Raw genomic sequence first — 16,706 nt, forward strand, 5'->3', positions numbered from 1 at the left:
ATAGAAGGAGGCCGTTATGAAAAGAATCGCATATATCGAAGAATGGGGAAATTGGGTAGAGGAGTTTCATTTCCATACGGATGTCAAAGTCCGTTTTTCTGAAGTCGATCCGTTTAATCATTTGAATAATACAGTTCCGTTTGTGTATTTCGAGGATGCAAGAATCCAATTATTCAAGGCGTTAGGATTCATGCAAGAGTGGAGCAGGCCAGGAAGTGTTACCATTCCAGTCGTTTCCGATTTGCAGTGCGACTATATCAGGCAAGTGTTTTTTGATGAAGCCCTGAAGATTTATGTAAAGATTGCCAACATCGGAACGACATCGATCGATTTACATTACATGGCTGAGAATGAGAAAAAAGAGCAAGTTTTCGTTGGTAGAGGGCGTATCGTCCATATCGATAAAGCACAAGGAAAACCTGCCAAATGGACAGAAAGTATGATTGAGCGAATGGAGAATATGAAAAAATCCATCAAAGCCTAATATAATTTTTTGGTGGTGGCAAGTCACGACCATTTTCATCCCTTCATATGATATGTTGACTAAATATCTTTTCTGCATGACCGCAGCTCGTTAGCCCATGCAAGGAGGGGTGAAATCATTGAAAGATAAACACTACCGACCGAAGCCTCTACTTACAAAAAGGGAGAGAGAAGTATTCGAACTTCTTGTTCAAGACAAGACAACCAGGGAGATTGCAGAACAACTTTTCATTAGCGAAAAAACGGTTCGAAATCACATTTCTAATGAAATGTGTTTTGAAACACATATATTACGGTAGATTGAAAAGCATTGATTTATCAATGCTTTTTATATTTTTATAAATAATTCCACATAATATAAAAATGATATATCCATTCATTTGAATGTAAAATAATGTTATAATTAATATATAACAACCATTAAAGGGGATTTTTTCATGGATTATCAGGTTATTGATTTAGGCTTTGATTTTGGGACCAAGTTCTTGACCGAGGATGCAGCATACTTCTTAGGATTATTGATGGCAGACGAACGCGAAGAATTTAATGGCGTAACTTATTGGTTTGCTCCAATAAGACATAACCCAAAACAATACGAGATTCAAGATTTGGAATCTCATTACATTAAGGTCAAAAATATGGCGAAAACCATTCAGAAAAATGATATGACTCAAATGACCGATTTTTTAAAGAACCAAGGCTTCACTCTTGGTAAATTTAATATGGGTAAAAAAGGGATTGTAACTTTATTCGAGGTGTTAAACACCGATTATAAGATAGAGGATTTGGTTTACGATATATCCGAGCAATTGCTAAGTTCGAGCAAGGATGTTCAACGTTCATTTATCATCGGATTATTTGATGGTCGAGGATCTTATGATGGATCAAGTTTTATTGCTGTAGATTTTGATAACGATTCTGTTAAGGATCTTGTTGTCCGATGTTTAACTAATTTGGGAATTGAACCTAATATTAATGACGGTTCAAATTCACGAAAAAGAGAAAAACCAGATTCGACACCGAGAAAGAAACAGATTCGTATCAAACATATCAATTATTTGTCTAATATTGGGTATGTATCGGATGTTCGATTTAAAAAAGCTACCGTAAAAGTCCTTGATAAATTTTCGATTAAGGAAGTTGGTACGCCACTGTATGGAGTTAAAATAATTGAACCGAAACATACTCAACAAACGCTATTTCAAAAAATTTAAGGAGTAAGAAGATATGGGAGAAAATATTATTTACTATGGTCCTCCAGGTACAGGGAAGACTTTTTTTTTACAGAAATTAAAAACAAAATATACTGATTTTGAGATATCCGATGAAGAAATCCGAAATGCTTATATTCGGTCTTCTCAAGATTGGGTATTAATTGCGTTAATATTAATACGACATGGTAACCTAATGAATAGTAATGAAATATCAACAATAATACAATCATTAAATATTACTGGTTTCTCTGGAGCCCCCTCAACTGTTTTAAATGCTCATAACATTAATTTAAATTCAAATTTTTCGAGTAATTCTCCTCAGATATTTCGTGAAAATAATATAGGTTGGTATGTTGATTTTGTAAAGTTATGGGAGTATGATCCTGAATTTTTTGATACATACTTTGAAAACACAAATATAAAGGAACGATTTTATTTTGTTACTTTTCACCAATCATTTACATACGAAGATTTTGTTGAAGGAATTAGACCTGTAATACAAAGTGACGATAGTGATGAACTACAAGAAGATTTGGAAGAACAATTAAGCGAAATTGAAGATGAAGACTCTGAACTGCAATATAACTCTGAAATAAAATACCAAATTACTAATGGTATATTCAAGTTAATTTGTGATAACGCAAGAGATAATTCTACCCAAGAGTTTGCAATTTTTATTGATGAGATTAACCGTGGCAATATCTCTGAAATATTTGGAGAATTAATCAGTCTGATTGAGCTAGACAAGAGGGAAGAAATGCCCAATGAATTAAAAGTTCTGCTCCCGTACTCAAAGAAACCATTTGGGGTTCCAAAAAATGTATCAATTTATGGTACTATGAATTCCGCTGACAGAAGTATCGCTCTTATTGATGTGGCTTTACGTCGAAGGTTTGATTTTATTCCTATGAAATCTGATACCAACGTTTTAGAAACTGCTTTACGCGAAAAAGGAATAGATCCAACTAATATTGGAGGAATCAATTTAATTGAATTGTTGACTGTTATCAATAAAAGAATTCATGTATTATTAGATGAAAATTTTGAAATAGGACATGCTTATTTTACTTCTATTTCAAGTTTTAATGATATTAGCGATGTCATTGTAAATAAAGTGATTCCGTTACTTGAAGAATATTTCTTTGATGATTTAGAAAAAATCCAACTGATTTTTTCAGACTTAGATGAAGACGGAGAGTTAAAAGCTAATGCTGTATATAAACATACAATGCTTGATATAGAAGATTTATTTGAATATCAAGGAGATTTCAATCTTGAGAATAAGAAAGACTATTTTGTATCCGATTCAATTACTGTTGATTCATTAAGGAAGATTTATTCTTAAAGAATAGAGGGTAATCATGGGAGTAATATCAATAATTGAACATCAAAAAATAAAAATTGCTAGCAGTTTTGATCCGCATTTAAAACAAATTACTAGAGAAGATGCAAAATATTTAAGAGAGCTTGAACTGATTCAAGATAAAAAGATTTTCAGCTGGGGACTTAATACGGTATCTCCTATGCAATGGATAGGAATCATAAATATGCCAAATGGGACTATTGAGATACTACCTAAAATCGCAAATAACGAAAATGATGAAAGTTTGCGTGAAATTCTTGTTCACATGCTTCAAGTCGTACATGATGTACCTGTTAGGAAGAATATCATTTCAAACCTTAGTTATGGGACACAAGGTTTTCTTGATGTCCTTATATTTCTTTTTTTAACTGAATTAGAAAAACAATCTAGGTATGGAATGTATAAAACCTATCAAAAACATACCCAAAACTTAAACACAATAAAGGGGAAGGTGGATTATCCAGAAAACCTAAGAAAAAATGCAAACTTAAAACACAAGTTTGTTTGTAAGTATTCTAAATTTAGTGAAGACAATCTCCTGAATCAAATTATTCGATTTACTCTAGAGTTTACAAAAAAAATTACATTATCTAATCAAAATAAATCACTTATAAAAAGGTTATTAGTCGATTTTAATGAAGTAAGCTTGCTCGATATAAAAGAAACGGATCTTAATAAAATTATTCTTAGTCGAAATACCAAAAGGTTTGAAGAAACGCTTAATTATTGTAGGTTATTTTTAAAAGGTTTAGCATTAGATTTAAAAAGTGGAGAAGTAAAGATAAATTTCATGTTATTCGATATGAATTTGTTGTTCGAAAAGTATATTTATAGAATGTTTAAGAAAGCATTACCAAATAGTAAAGTGATATATCAAAACAAAAAAAATTATATGCTTGTTCAAGAGTCTTCATTATCAAAAAAAGTGCAATTAAAACCAGATCTAATTATTACATACAATAATAAAACATTTGTTTTAGACACAAAGTGGAAGAACAATAAGGGATTTGATGGAAAAGACATGTACCAAATGAATACATATCTAGATTGTATCCCGAAGGTTGAAGAGGGGATATTATTGTATCCTAAATCGACAAAAAATGATAAGATAATAGATAACTATGAAGTTAGAAATCCTCAAAATAAAACGGTAATAAAAATTAGGACGGTTGACTTATCATTGTCTGGAGATAATCCAGCTTTTTTAAATTTATTAATCAGTTTTTTATTATAAGTTAAGTAGGTGGTCTAGATCGAACAACATATCAAAATATATAACAACAACTGCCTTGATATCTTAAAAGGTCTTGAGGATGAGAGTGTCGATTTAATTCTAACTGATCCTCCATATAATCTTGGGAATTTCATGAGAGATAGACAAACTAATTTAAAAAAAATGCGTGATAACTTTTTTGGAGATGCAGGCTGGGACGATATGGAGTTTGAAGAATGGACAAAGAGTATGCACATGTTTTTTGAGCAGGCTCAACGTGTACTTAAGAAAAAAGGCTCAATGATTATGTTTATGTCTCTTCTCAGGGTTGAAACTATGGTTAAACTTGCTACCGAACACAAATTTTATTATAAAACTACAGGTGTTTGGCACAAAAAAAATCCTATGCCACGAAACATGAACTTACATTTTATCAATTCAACTGAGGGTTGGTTGTATTTTGTTTCAAAAGGAAGGACAGGTACTTACAACAATAATGGAAAGGCATTACATGACTTTATTGAAACTTCCGTTGCACCTGCAGGTGAAAAAAAATACGGCGGTCATCCAACTCAAAAGCCAGAAAAATTATTTGAGCATTTTATTCAAGTACTAACAAATGAAAATGATGTGGTTCTTGATCCTTTTATGGGTAGTGGAACTGCAGGTGTAGTTTCGAAGAGAAATAACCGTAATTTTATCGGCATAGAAATAGATCAAAATTATTATGATGTGGCTAAGTTACGTTTAGATGATGTAGAAAAAGGTTACCAGTTAACATCATTATTTTCTCGGGAGTTGACGTAAGTGAACATAATTGATTTATTTTCGGGGGTAGGAGGTCTTTCTCTTGGGTTTAGGCAAGCTGGATTTAATGTGGTAATTGCTAATGAAATTGATAAGGAAATTTCTAAGGCTTATAAAGAGAACCACCCTAAAACAAAGATGCTTAATATTGATATTACAAAGCTTGATATTCCATCTGTTTTTTCCGAGTATAAAGGGAAAATTGATGTAATTATTGGCGGGCCACCTTGCCAGGGTTTTTCCCAGAAAGGTGCAAGAAAAGTTTTAGATGATGAAAGAAATTATTTATTTGAATATTTTTACAGAGTTGTAGAGTATTTAAAACCTAGATATTTTCTAATGGAAAATGTTCCGAATTTATTAACTGCAAACAAAGGTTCTTTTAAGACTGATATTTATAATGTATTTGAAAAAATTGGATATAACTTGGATTCTGGAATATTAAATGCTTACGATTATGGAGTACCTCAAATGAGAAGGAGAGCATTTATAATAGGAAAAATTGATGGAAGCATTTCCTTGCCGTTAGGTTTTTTTGAAAAGGTATCATCCTGGGAAGCCATTTCTGATTTGGCTTATTTAAATTCAGGTGAAGGGATGATTGAGCAAGAATACTTAAATCCTCCAAAAACAAATTACCAAGTAATGTTAAGAAAAAATTCTCGGAAACTATATAACCATGTAGCCACAAATCACTCTGATATTGCTATTGAACGAATGAAGTTAGTCCCTCCTGAAAGAGGTAGGGAATCATTACCTGTAGAACATCTGACAAAATCTATATATAGCGGAACCTGGTCAAGAATCATTAAGTCTGATCCATCAGTTACAATTACAACTCGATTTGATACTCCTTCCTCTGGACGGTTTACACATCCATATTTGAATCGTGCAATTACAGTAAGAGAGGCTGCGAGAATACAATCATTCCCAGATGACTTTATCTTTTATGGAACTAAAACATCTCAAATGAAGCAGGTAGGAAATGCGGTTCCTCCATTATTAGCAAATAGGATTGCTGAATCCATCAAACAGGATATGTTGACTAATAATAAAGTGATTGATATGAGAAAAATAGAAACATGTACTCTGTAGAGAGTACATGTTTTTCTTAATTTAATTTCATAATTAGTTCCAATTTAAAAACAGATAATTAATAATCATGATTCTAACTCTGGAATATGAAAAAACAGAATTTCCAAAAAGGAACTTCTGTTTTTTTTTTATATTAATTTGTTGAAGAATAATTTTATACAGAGGTATATACCGCTACCCTTATATCTTAGGGTAAAGAAGGACATTACAAATTGGCTAGAGTTCTCGTCTCCCTCGGCTTCGACTAACCATCGAAAAATCGTCCGTTAAAGGGACATGCAAATATCCAGATACACTAGTATCGTTACTAGTGACCCGTCGTAGTCAAGCTAAGCTTGAGGTGGAATAGGAAAGTGATCGTGGTGATCCCGCTTGTAAAGCTACACCTGGAAAGCGTCTATATATGAATACCCTAACGTGCGACGACTTCGGCTCCATACCGAAGCGTTCATTTTTCACTCTTTTTATAAGGGTGGGAGAGCTCTGAGCTTCTCTCCACCCGAAGCAATAAATACAAAATATAAATAAACCAGACATGCTATTACAGACATATAATACATTAATTAAAGTCATAATTACCTAGTCATTAAATGTCATTAAACTTGTATTCATTAGGTAGATGTAGCCGCTTATCATATATTAGGAGGTTACAAACGATGTTAAATGTCGGCATTAATGGTTTTGGCCGTATCGGAAGAATGGTATTTAGAAGAATACTTAAGGATCAATCAAAAGTAATTATTGCTATAAATTCAAGTTATTCTCCTTTAACTTTGGCACACCTAATTAAATATGACACTGTTCATGGAAAATTAGATGTTGAAATCGAAACAAAAGATGATGAAATAGTGATTAACGGAGTCACAATTAAAGTCTTAAATGAACGAGATCCTAAAAATATCCCTTGGAATAAATATGGGGTAGAACTGGTTGTAGAAGCAACTGGAGTTTTTCGTACAATAGAGTCGGCAGGTGCTCATATAAACTCTGGCGGAGCAAAGAAAGTAGTCGTAACCGCCCCCTCCAAAGACGATATGAAGATGATTGTTATGGGAGTAAATGAAAGGACATATGAAAATGATGCTATTGTTTCAAATGCTTCTTGTACCACAAATGCCCTTGCTCCTTTATTAAATGTTCTAGAATCAAGTTACGGTATTAACAGCGGTTTAGTCACTACTGTTCATTCATATACCAATGACCAAAAAATCCTAGATAATCCACACAATGATTTAAGGAGATCAAGGGCAGCAGGATTAAATATGATTCCAACTACCACTGGTGCAGCAAGTGCAATTGGAAAAATCATACCCACTTTATCTGGAAAATTAGACGGTGTGTCAGTACGTGTTCCCACCCCAAATGTATCTTTACTAGATGTGGTTGTTGATTTAAAAATTGAAACTACAAAAGAAGAAGTAAATAAAGTGTTTCAAAACGAATCAAAAAAGAATAACGGAGTCATTGGTTTCAATGAACTTCCGTTAGTATCTTGTGATTATATTGGAAATTCCAATTCGGTAATTGTTGACGGTCTATCGACAATGCTTATTTGCGGAAAAAAACTAAAATTATTAGGTTGGTATGATAATGAATGGGGGTATTCATGTCGTATTGTCGATCTAATAAATTATATATCAAACCAAAACAACGGTTAAACGACCGTTGTTTTTTCATACGAGATAATTACACCGAACTTTGGATAAATGATATGATATAACCAGAAACTAATTTTCGAATAATTCACACAATAGTATTTACGCCCATTTTATAATTATAGTCCCCATTCAAATCACTAGAAATTACTTATGAGAGGTGGAATTATGAACTATAGAATAGTTCATTGTGGTACATCCTTAGAGAACTATGAATTGTGTATCAATGAAAAGATTGTTGGTTTTACAAAACGAGTGGGACAAGATGGAGATATTATATTTCTTACTGTAAAAGTTAATGGACAAAGTGTATGCGGTGCCCGAGCAAAGTTATCTTCCATTACTTCCAGTAAGCCTTGGAAAGATCCAAATAAATATAAACAATGTTTTAAACTAACTAACTTAGAATACTGTGTTCCATTTGAACTGGGTTTTTTAAGTGATTTTTTTGGAGACTACTGGGGTTTAAAACTTATAGGTGGTAAAATTCTCAAAAATGAAAATGCTATAGCAGCATTTAATACGCAATTTGAACAAAATAAAGTTGAAAAGTTTCAATGTTTTTAAATTTTATATTAATACGGTTCTTCTTTTATTCCAATTTGTGTATTCTACAGTATATTTCCATTAGATATAGCCTGTGACATGTACGCCTACTACAGCATATGTGGATACAAAAAACAGCATGTTTTATGGCTAAATATCTACAATTGTGGAACTTGTTGTTGAGGGAATAAATGAAAGGAGAAACGTATGAATAAAAAAATTGTATTAACTAATAGGGATAAACAAATATTAATTGCTTTAGAGACATTTCGAATTATGGACCGTAATGCTATCGAACTATTATTCTTTTCAGGTATTCGTTCAAAAGTGTCATGCAATCGTGTGATGTTACGTCTTCGAGATAGAGGACTTGTGGAGTACGAACCCAGAGGTCCTTATGAATGTTATTTGTATCATCCAAAACCTCGTAAGCTTAAGTTTGGATCAAGAAAACAAGCTCACTATTTAGGAATATTACGAACATTTCTGGAACTATCGGAGTTTAGCGATATTTTGAATTTGTCCATCGATAAAATACAGGTAGAACCTAGGTTTAACGAAGTATCATTTCCTCAACCAGATGCATTATTACACTTAAAAAACCGTGATGTTTTCTTAGAGTATCAAAATACGCAATATCAGCTAAAGACGATACTCGGCAAGCTAAAACGTTATGAGTCGTTCTATAAAAAAGGAGTCTTAAGTGAGTTTCCGATTGTCTGGATCCTCACTGATTACCAGTACAAGATACCTAAGGTGGATGGCGTAGAGGTTATACAGACTAAGACTGTGGAAGATTTCGTGGTTTGGTTTACCCAGATTCATCTAATGCAGTTAAGATTTAATTAGCATAATCATTACAACAAAATAGAGGTGAATACAATCTTTGATAATAAAAAACTATGAAAGTTTCTTAATAAATCTGGGTTATTTGCCTTTGAGTAATTGGAAGTCTGGGAATGTTCAACATCAAATACAGAAGCTAAAGGGAGAACGAAAGCCCCCAGAAAGAGAAAGAATCCTAAATGAATTTAGCAGGGAATCAGGGGTCTATATGTACTCTTACAATGATAAGTGCTTATATGTTGGTGAGGCGAATGATATAGGATGTCGATTAGCTGGTCATTACGATGCTGCTTGGTTGCCACAAGAAGGTCGGCAGAAAAAATACCCTCAATACGATTTTTTTAAATTGTACCGATACGAATTAGAAGTTAAATGGATAGAGGTACAAAATGAATTCGATCGAGATGCAGTTGAAGCTATGTGTACAAGAATATTCAACCCCATTTATATTGAATTTAGAAGGAAGTACAGAGGAAATTAAAAAACTGGGCTAATCCCCAGTTTTTTTGTTACCGCGTCACTCTCGTTGTTCAAGCAATCTTTGGACTCGTTCGCTTCGCTCTGTTCAATCGAATTTTAGCCAATCTGATTGAAAGCCACGCAAAAAATTGCTTTCACAATAATTGTTCCTGTTTTGGTTACAGCTTTCTATTCTCCCGCATGTCCACGTTCACGTAGTGCTTCACAATGTCGATACGGCTGTGGCCGAGGTGCAGAGATACGAATAATCTTCTCAACTGTTCCTTCGAGAAATCCCGTTTTTTCACCTTTTTGATGATGCGGTACCGATTGATCCGATCCAGTTCATTCTTCAGTTTTTCTGTGAGCTGTTCGCGGTTCGTTCCTTGCATTTTGATGTAATTCCCGATCATCTTCTCGATTTGGTTCTTACTCAAGTTACGGGTTGTGTCGTATAGGTTTTGTGCGTAGTGCTTTCGGTTCGAGTGGGTCGTGAACCGTCTCTTTTCTCGGTTTACCCCCGCCTTTTTCGCTGCATCATTCGTGTAACGCTGGACCGTTTTCACTGCATCTTTAATTCCCATATCTTTTCCGTCCTCACTCTGCATCACAAATACGAGAGCTCCGTCTTTTTTGCCCCTGCATCGTTCTTCCAGGATCTTTCTCGCTTCTTCTGTCATCGGGACGGTTCTTGTGAAGTTGTTTTTATCGTTTCGGAACGTGATCGTACGGTTTTCGAAATCAATGTCCCTTACTTCCAGTTTGAAGACGGATTTGATACGGGCCCCACATTCGGTTTGCAGTTCATTGATCACGCGTGCGATCTTCCCGTTTTCGGTTTTTGTATTGATGTTGTCGTGAACGTTTTTTGTATCCTTTTTGGTCGGCTTCATTGCGGTAATCTCTTCTTTCGTCCGAACCACGCCGCGGTTTTTCAAGTAATCCAGCCGATCTTCCTTGTCCCCGATATTGATCTCTGTATCTTTCCCGCACACATTGGTGTTACCCACGAACGTTCGGAAGGCTTCCAGGGCATGAACCCTTTTTTGAATGGATGCAGCTGTGATCGTTCCCTGGTCGTGCCTCTCTGCCATCTTCTCGAAATAACGGTCCCACGTTCTTTGATCCATGTATTTCGGCAGCAATTTCTTCGCCGTTTTCCCGATTATTTTCTCGAGTTCCGTTACCATGGTGATCATCGTTTTCTCGTATGTATCGTAGGTCTCACTTCGCCAGTTTTCTTTCTTCACCGTTAACCGAGATTTTCTCGCCTCTCGGAATGCGGCCGCCACATTGTCTTTTGCAATTTCCAGGTTCGTCATTTTGCTTCGCATCTTCTTTTTCTTTCCCATACGCCTCACCTCCAGTTCAAAAAGGGAAAATTTTTCGCGATCTGCTAACTGACTGTATCGTCTCGCTCCGCATCGCCGACATTCAGTAAGCACTAGGGATTGGACGTTTTTTCTCCTCAAAGTCTTCTTCACGAGGACCTGCTGAAAAGCCGTAGTCTTTTAGCAGTTTCCCTCTAACTGTTTTGAAATTTTTAACACGATTGTCTCGGCGGTTAAACGCCTCACCAACTCGCGTTTTCAAATTTCAAAACGAGGGAAACTGCTCTTCGCACCCAGGGCACTTCCAGGTTTTGAAGCTCCTCGTCGTTGTGGCGGAATTCACCCGCCACAACTTCCTCGAACCTTGCAAATCCAGGAAAGCCCTGAGTGGCTTCCATTGCTCCATATCCCATCGTTGACTCGGCGACCGTATCTTACGGATGTCCTCGATATGTTTCCATATCTATTTCATCTGCGTTCGCCAAGTTACAGACGCAGCAACGCTACGCACATCAAGGCCCCTAGTACCTTAATGCCCCGCATGAATTTCTTCAAGCAAGCTGCCAGTTATTTTCCTCTCGGAAGCCGAAACTGGTGCATATCCATATGGACTTAGCAACGGCATAAATGGTTCTCATAAACGATGGCAATACGGAATACAATTGAAAGCGACACGGTTTTTTAAAATGCATGACGTAACACCTTCTCAAGAGAAGTTGTTCTTCCTGATTCACGATCAACCAGCACGCTAGCGTGACTCGTTAAATGGTGAACGCGGGAATGTCATATCAATCTGTAACCTTCATTGGCGGAAGGTTATTTTTCTTTGTCTTTTTGGTCAATGCCAGGTCATGTCTCATCCCTCTCCTTTCATCATTTTTTGGTCCTCTATTTCGTTCTCCAACATTCACTCTATCTCGCGGTCGATGATCTTGGGATAGTCACCGCCACTTCTAACAGCTGGGATGCCGTTAGCTTTTCGCTATTTTCAAATGAGTTTTTCTCTACGGTTCCTGTAACGTTGTTTGGCGTTTTTGGGAATCTGATCGTTTGCAGTTTCCCTGTTTTTATAGTGTTTTAGCTGAAGCCAAGCACGTTTACAGGTGAACCGCAGATTGTCTGATGCCTGGGATGGCTCAGAGCGTGTTGAACTGGGGTGTCCAACGGTGTTTATAATCTTTCTAATTATAAAAGAAAAATGGGTTAAATGCGTGAAATTACGGGGTTTTATAGTAGGATATTTGAAACGTGGAGGTGATGATTTTGGATGATTTGATGCGTGAATTAAAAACGTATTTCGAACGAACAAAAAAGATCCCCGATTTGGAGATCATCGAACTGCCAGCAGGTAAGAGTTATCGCCCGAATGACAAGGAAAACGCGGATCCTGATGGCTACATTTTTATTTCAGACATTCATGAATTTTTGAACTTAGAAAGCGAGTGGGTCCAACCGAAAACAGGTGTCGGCCACCCTGATCCCATCCATACCGATCGGATGATTACGGCAGTCGAATTCCCGTCCTGGGACGAAGAAATCATCTTCGGCCGCCATACACCTGAACAGGGTTATAAATTTTCGAAAATCACCGTTGATCGGAAACCCCTCGGCGTCGTATCCATCCTCCATCAGTACGGGAAGAAAGCTCGAAAAGCGAACGACTTCCGTTACTTTGATGAACGATTCAACCCGAATGAAAAAATCCGCCAGGATCTTTATCACTTTCTTTACCTGGAGGATGAGGGGAAATATGTCCGAGTCGCTCTTGAGAATCCGAAGAGTGTTGAACAGAAGCAGCTAAAAGCCGCCTTCGAAGCTCGGATTGATGAGGCAGAAGAGATGAAAAGAATTGCAGGTAAAATCATGTTCCGTTTCCGAAAGGAGTATCGCGAATTTTATCCTCGGACCGAACGATCGGAAGGTGTGGTTTATAGTTTCAATCCGAAAGTAGTGGTTGAAGCGTATGGGACGATGAAGGTTTCCGATGCCATTGATCGGTTGAAGAAATGGCAGGCGTTTCTTGATTCGGCAGAAGCTTATACCGACGCCCTGATGCTTCTTCGCCTTATCACCAAAAAGGAAAACGAGTTCATCTATCATCACATCCAAAAAACAAAGGCGGCTGTTGAGAAAGCGATCACCCATGCAGAGACTCTGAATGATGAGCTCCTTAACGAGAAGCAAGGACCAGTTCAGGAAGCTGTCGATCTGATGCGAATGCTCCTTCAACCCCGAAAAGAATCGTTCACCGAAGGGAAAGAGATAGCCAGGGATTACTTGCACTCAAAGTTGAAAAAAGAATACAACGAACGCCTGGCTTACTTTAACGGATACCTCAAAATCATGAACAATTCTTTCTATCCTTCTCTCGGTGAGTTCATCCGATCCATTGAAAAATACGATCAGCATGCTGATGAAAGAAGCGAAAGAAAGATTCAACAGGATATCTTGATCTTTCTGGATGAAATGAAACGCCAAAGAGCGATCGAGAGACGTATTAAACAAGGTAATCCCCGTACATAACCTCTTTCGCTGCAACTGAGAGCTCGTCACAAGCACCAAAATGTTATGTCCTCACCCCCGTCCCATTTTGGGACGGGGATTTAACTATCTAAATTGAAAAGCACCATTTCTGTTATTCTCCCAAAAATCCTCCACAATGACTGTCCGAACCCCCCAAACCCTCCCCGCAAACAAGCTTAAATCAATAGCCGCCTGGATATACCCAGTCCACAAAAAAACACCTGTATCCCATGCAGGGCAAAATTGCTTATTTGTATTCACAGTTTGTCAAAAAAACTGTGACAGTTATTGTAGAAAAACTTAAATGACACCCCACTTATTTATGGGGTGTCATTTAAGATATTGTTTAAGGTACATGTTAAAAGTTAGAAATAAGGAGAGGGTGAGGGCATACAACGTAATCTATAAGCATTTTCGTATGCCTCTAGAAGAACAGCATATAAATGTGAATCATCTAATACAACTTTATGTAAGTTATCGTCAATTAATTGTTTTTCATTTTTCGAAAACTTTAATCCTAAATCCTCAGAAGGTAAAATATTTTGAGAAACAATAAATGAGAAAGTTTTTAATTCATTATATTTCTCATCTGATATGCCTGCATTTTTATCATACTCTCTCTTAAGTACATTAATAAACTCAATTGGTAGCATCGATTTATTACCTAACACTTTATTAAAAATATCTTTAATAATAACATCCCAACCTACATCTCTTATATTCATATCTAATTACCTCCATAATTTAGTCATTAGTTATATCGGTATAAGTCTCTTTGAATTCAACTGGACCAAAATAAAAAACCTGCAATATATGCAGGTTAGAAATGCTCAATGATAGATAACCCATAATGATTTTTATCTTGAAATTCTTTCATACCGATAACTGATTGATGTTGTTTTTTGCTTCCATCTAGACCCTGATTTTGCGTTTGCAGTGATTACACTCGCTGCATCTGATGCGTTATCGAAAGGGAAGTCCTCTTTAAAAATAAAAACAGATCCTTTTTTTTCTAAAATTTTATCATGAATTAGTTTTCGTCTAACTCTCCATGGTTTCTTTCGGTCTTTGAAGCTTGGAACTTCCTCAAATGCAGCAGTGGATCCTTTTAAAACAACGAATTTTCCATCTATTCTTTGATAACCTTGAGCATAAAAATGCTTGCCATTAATGTAATATAAGTCATCCACTTCATGACGATAGAAAAGATTGACCTTCATATATTTCAGGTAGGTAATTATGACATCACAAGCTCTATAAAGAGTTCTCAATTGTTCTTCACTAAGATTTTTGATGCAACCGTTGTTAATATTATTAAGTTTCCAAGCACCACCAGTTTCAATTCCGTTAATTAACCAATATTCTAATACGAAAAGTTGGTTATCACAAAAAACATTTTCGGATGTGGAAACAAATACAATCGCTTTGTCCCAAAATTCTTTCTTATTAATATGAGTATTTAATCGATCTAGCAGATTTCCTTTTCCTACATACGCAGTTTTCTCACTCTCGTTGAATAACACGTAGATGCCATATTTATGCTTAATGTATTTCCTGATAGGTTTTATTGAGTATTGACGTGAAAACTCGTATGAGTAGATATCCACCAATTCAATCTTATAACGTAATACATGTTCTTCAACAAAGAACTGAATGACATCACAATTGTCAATTGAATTTGCGTTAAGTATTCCGTTTTTTTCTCTAATTACCTGTCTAAGTGTCACGTCTTTCACCTCTCGGTAATTATTATGCGTCATCGTCTAATATTTAATAAGGTAAATCATGCTAATTAATGCGAACATAAGTATTTATCAAGAGGTTATACAAAATATGGTAACTAGTGTAATATATAATTATCACATATTTTTGGAGGTTAGACATGCCTGAATATGAATACGATGATTTAATAAGTGAGCACGGAAACAAATTTTTATACAACTGCATCATAAAGTCAATACAGGGTCCAATATTTAATATTTGTGTGGTTTATAACTGTGATGATGGGAAAATTCTTAATGTTAGTATTGGAAGTCACTGTGGAGCAAAGGAATCTGTTGAGCTTTTTGATAATGATAATTTAGAAGTAGTGCTCATTAAGGAGTACGCACTTAAAAGATTTAGATCTTGGTTTAAAATTAATAAGGTAAAAATGATTATTAAGTAAAAGTGGGGTGTTATAAATAAATAGATGTACGTATTGTGGAAAGTGTTATGGAGAGAGCTTAGAAAAGCCACCTTATTACTGTGGTTATTGTACTCTAATATATAAACGGAATGGCATAAATGTTGGTACACGAGTGAGATTGAAAAACGCAGAGAAAACCTATGCTCCTAAGAAAGTGAATGGGTTATGGGTTACAATTGTTGAAATAGATGGTTACAATAATCCGATTTACTGGTGTCCTAGTCAAAATATAAAAAGGAAATTATTATTAAATCAAGTTGATAAGAAAATAATTCCGTAGTTATTAAAAACGAGCTAGGTAATACTAGCTCGTTTTTTGTTGGAAAAGATTATTTTTCACGTTCCAACAAAAATTTCACAAATCTTCTTACCGTTGTTATCTCATTCTTTTCTAATGAAGCTATGTCAAAAAGTAAGTCTCTATTTTCAAAAATGACTTTATGCATTTTCTTAATATCTTTCCGATCCATATATTTAAATGATTCGGTTAAATCTGTTATTAAGACTGATTGTGTATAAAGGTCTTCTTTATGTGTCTCATCACATAATAGTTTTTCTAAATTTATCTCTAGTATATCTGCGATTTTCTCAAGGTAGCCTTTATTTGGGTACTTTATTAAACCTCTTTCAACCTGAGAAATAAATGAAGGGCTTGCTTTAATCATTGTCGAAAGTTCTCTGGTTGAATATCCCCTTTTTAACCTTTCATTTTTTATTAACTGACCAATTGACAATTTACTCACCTCTAAGAAAGTTTTTTTAAAATTTTTCTGTTTACCTCTTACATTCTTAATGAACTTGTTGTATAACATGACCATATAAAAATAACGCACAACACACAATACATATAACACAAAATCGTGTTTTAAGACAAGTAATTCTCTTCATAGATATAGAATGTACGGGGGAGATGTAAATTGAAAAAGAAAGCGAAGTTTATATTCGTTTACAGAAGACCTGAAAATCAAAACCAATCTCCAGAT

General features: G+C 35.4%; 18 protein-coding genes. 13 read left to right on the top strand and 5 right to left on the bottom strand.

The window, feature by feature from the left end:
• Window positions 1-16 precede the first annotated feature (16 nt).
• The 11 genes from ACXQIQ_RS18355 (at window position 17) to ACXQIQ_RS18405 (ending at window position 9,703) form a co-directional block, all read left to right on the top strand.
• On the top strand, window positions 17-484 hold the full coding sequence (locus tag ACXQIQ_RS18355) for an acyl-CoA thioesterase (protein ID WP_439300942.1): 468 nt from the start codon (window positions 17-19) through the stop codon (window positions 482-484).
• A gap of 97 nt (window positions 485-581) precedes the next feature.
• Window positions 582-782, top strand: a complete 201-nt coding sequence (locus tag ACXQIQ_RS18360) for a helix-turn-helix domain-containing protein (protein WP_439300941.1) — start codon at window positions 582-584, stop codon at window positions 780-782.
• 138 nt (window positions 783-920) lie between these two features.
• Complete coding sequence (locus ACXQIQ_RS18365; RefSeq protein WP_439300940.1) at window positions 921-1,697, top strand: LAGLIDADG family homing endonuclease; 777 nt, start codon at window positions 921-923, stop codon at window positions 1,695-1,697.
• 13 nt (window positions 1,698-1,710) lie between these two features.
• Window positions 1,711-3,042: an McrB family protein gene (locus tag ACXQIQ_RS18370; protein ID WP_439300939.1), complete on the top strand. Its 1,332-nt coding sequence runs from the start codon at window positions 1,711-1,713 to the stop codon at window positions 3,040-3,042.
• A gap of 16 nt (window positions 3,043-3,058) precedes the next feature.
• Window positions 3,059-4,294: an McrC family protein gene (locus ACXQIQ_RS18375; protein WP_439300938.1), complete on the top strand. Its 1,236-nt coding sequence runs from the start codon at window positions 3,059-3,061 to the stop codon at window positions 4,292-4,294.
• 132 nt (window positions 4,295-4,426) lie between these two features.
• Window positions 4,427-5,080 (top strand): DNA-methyltransferase, encoded by a 654-nt coding sequence (locus tag ACXQIQ_RS18380; RefSeq protein ID WP_458025670.1) that lies wholly within the window; start codon window positions 4,427-4,429, stop codon window positions 5,078-5,080.
• Window positions 5,081-6,175 carry a DNA cytosine methyltransferase gene (locus ACXQIQ_RS18385; RefSeq protein ID WP_439300937.1) on the top strand — a complete coding sequence of 365 codons (1,095 nt, stop codon included), beginning with the start codon at window positions 5,081-5,083 and terminating at the stop codon, window positions 6,173-6,175.
• 656 nt (window positions 6,176-6,831) lie between these two features.
• The gene (gap, locus tag ACXQIQ_RS18390) at window positions 6,832-7,833 is read left to right on the top strand and encodes a type I glyceraldehyde-3-phosphate dehydrogenase (RefSeq protein ID WP_439300936.1); all 1,002 of its coding nucleotides are present in this window, start codon (window positions 6,832-6,834) and stop codon (window positions 7,831-7,833) included.
• Window positions 7,834-7,998: 165 nt separating this feature from the next.
• A complete protein-coding gene (locus ACXQIQ_RS18395; protein ID WP_439300935.1) occupies window positions 7,999-8,397 on the top strand; it encodes a hypothetical protein in 399 nt (132 codons plus the stop codon).
• Between the two features lie 186 nt (window positions 8,398-8,583).
• The gene (locus tag ACXQIQ_RS18400) at window positions 8,584-9,225 is read left to right on the top strand and encodes a hypothetical protein (protein WP_439300934.1); all 642 of its coding nucleotides are present in this window, start codon (window positions 8,584-8,586) and stop codon (window positions 9,223-9,225) included.
• Window positions 9,226-9,262: 37 nt separating this feature from the next.
• Window positions 9,263-9,703 carry a hypothetical protein gene (locus ACXQIQ_RS18405; protein WP_439300933.1) on the top strand — a complete coding sequence of 147 codons (441 nt, stop codon included), beginning with the start codon at window positions 9,263-9,265 and terminating at the stop codon, window positions 9,701-9,703.
• A gap of 157 nt (window positions 9,704-9,860) precedes the next feature.
• Here ACXQIQ_RS18405 and ACXQIQ_RS18410 read toward each other — a convergent pair whose 3' ends face one another.
• A complete protein-coding gene (locus ACXQIQ_RS18410) occupies window positions 9,861-11,033 on the bottom strand; it encodes a tyrosine-type recombinase/integrase (RefSeq protein ID WP_439300932.1) in 1,173 nt (390 codons plus the stop codon).
• Between the two features lie 221 nt (window positions 11,034-11,254).
• Window positions 11,255-11,410, bottom strand: coding sequence for a hypothetical protein (locus ACXQIQ_RS18415; RefSeq protein WP_439300931.1), 156 nt, complete (start codon window positions 11,408-11,410; stop codon window positions 11,255-11,257).
• A gap of 865 nt (window positions 11,411-12,275) precedes the next feature.
• Here ACXQIQ_RS18415 and ACXQIQ_RS18420 point away from each other — a divergent pair.
• On the top strand, window positions 12,276-13,535 hold the full coding sequence (locus ACXQIQ_RS18420) for a hypothetical protein (protein ID WP_439300930.1): 1,260 nt from the start codon (window positions 12,276-12,278) through the stop codon (window positions 13,533-13,535).
• 365 nt (window positions 13,536-13,900) lie between these two features.
• On the opposite strand, the gene ACXQIQ_RS18425 is transcribed toward ACXQIQ_RS18420, so the two are convergent.
• Both ACXQIQ_RS18425 and ACXQIQ_RS18430 read right to left on the bottom strand, forming a co-directional pair.
• Window positions 13,901-14,260 (bottom strand): hypothetical protein, encoded by a 360-nt coding sequence (locus tag ACXQIQ_RS18425; RefSeq protein ID WP_439300929.1) that lies wholly within the window; start codon window positions 14,258-14,260, stop codon window positions 13,901-13,903.
• A gap of 132 nt (window positions 14,261-14,392) precedes the next feature.
• The gene (locus ACXQIQ_RS18430; RefSeq protein ID WP_439300928.1) at window positions 14,393-15,262 is read right to left on the bottom strand and encodes a hypothetical protein; all 870 of its coding nucleotides are present in this window, start codon (window positions 15,260-15,262) and stop codon (window positions 14,393-14,395) included.
• Window positions 15,263-15,417: 155 nt separating this feature from the next.
• On the opposite strand from ACXQIQ_RS18430, the gene ACXQIQ_RS18435 reads away from it, so the two are divergent.
• Window positions 15,418-15,702, top strand: coding sequence for a hypothetical protein (locus ACXQIQ_RS18435; protein WP_439300927.1), 285 nt, complete (start codon window positions 15,418-15,420; stop codon window positions 15,700-15,702).
• A 350-nt stretch (window positions 15,703-16,052) separates the two neighbouring features.
• On the opposite strand, the gene ACXQIQ_RS18440 is transcribed toward ACXQIQ_RS18435, so the two are convergent.
• Window positions 16,053-16,457 carry a helix-turn-helix domain-containing protein gene (locus tag ACXQIQ_RS18440; RefSeq protein WP_439300926.1) on the bottom strand — a complete coding sequence of 135 codons (405 nt, stop codon included), beginning with the start codon at window positions 16,455-16,457 and terminating at the stop codon, window positions 16,053-16,055.
• Between the last annotated feature and the right edge of the window lie 249 nt (window positions 16,458-16,706).

It is taken from the genome of Pseudalkalibacillus sp. Hm43 (assembly GCF_054170705.1).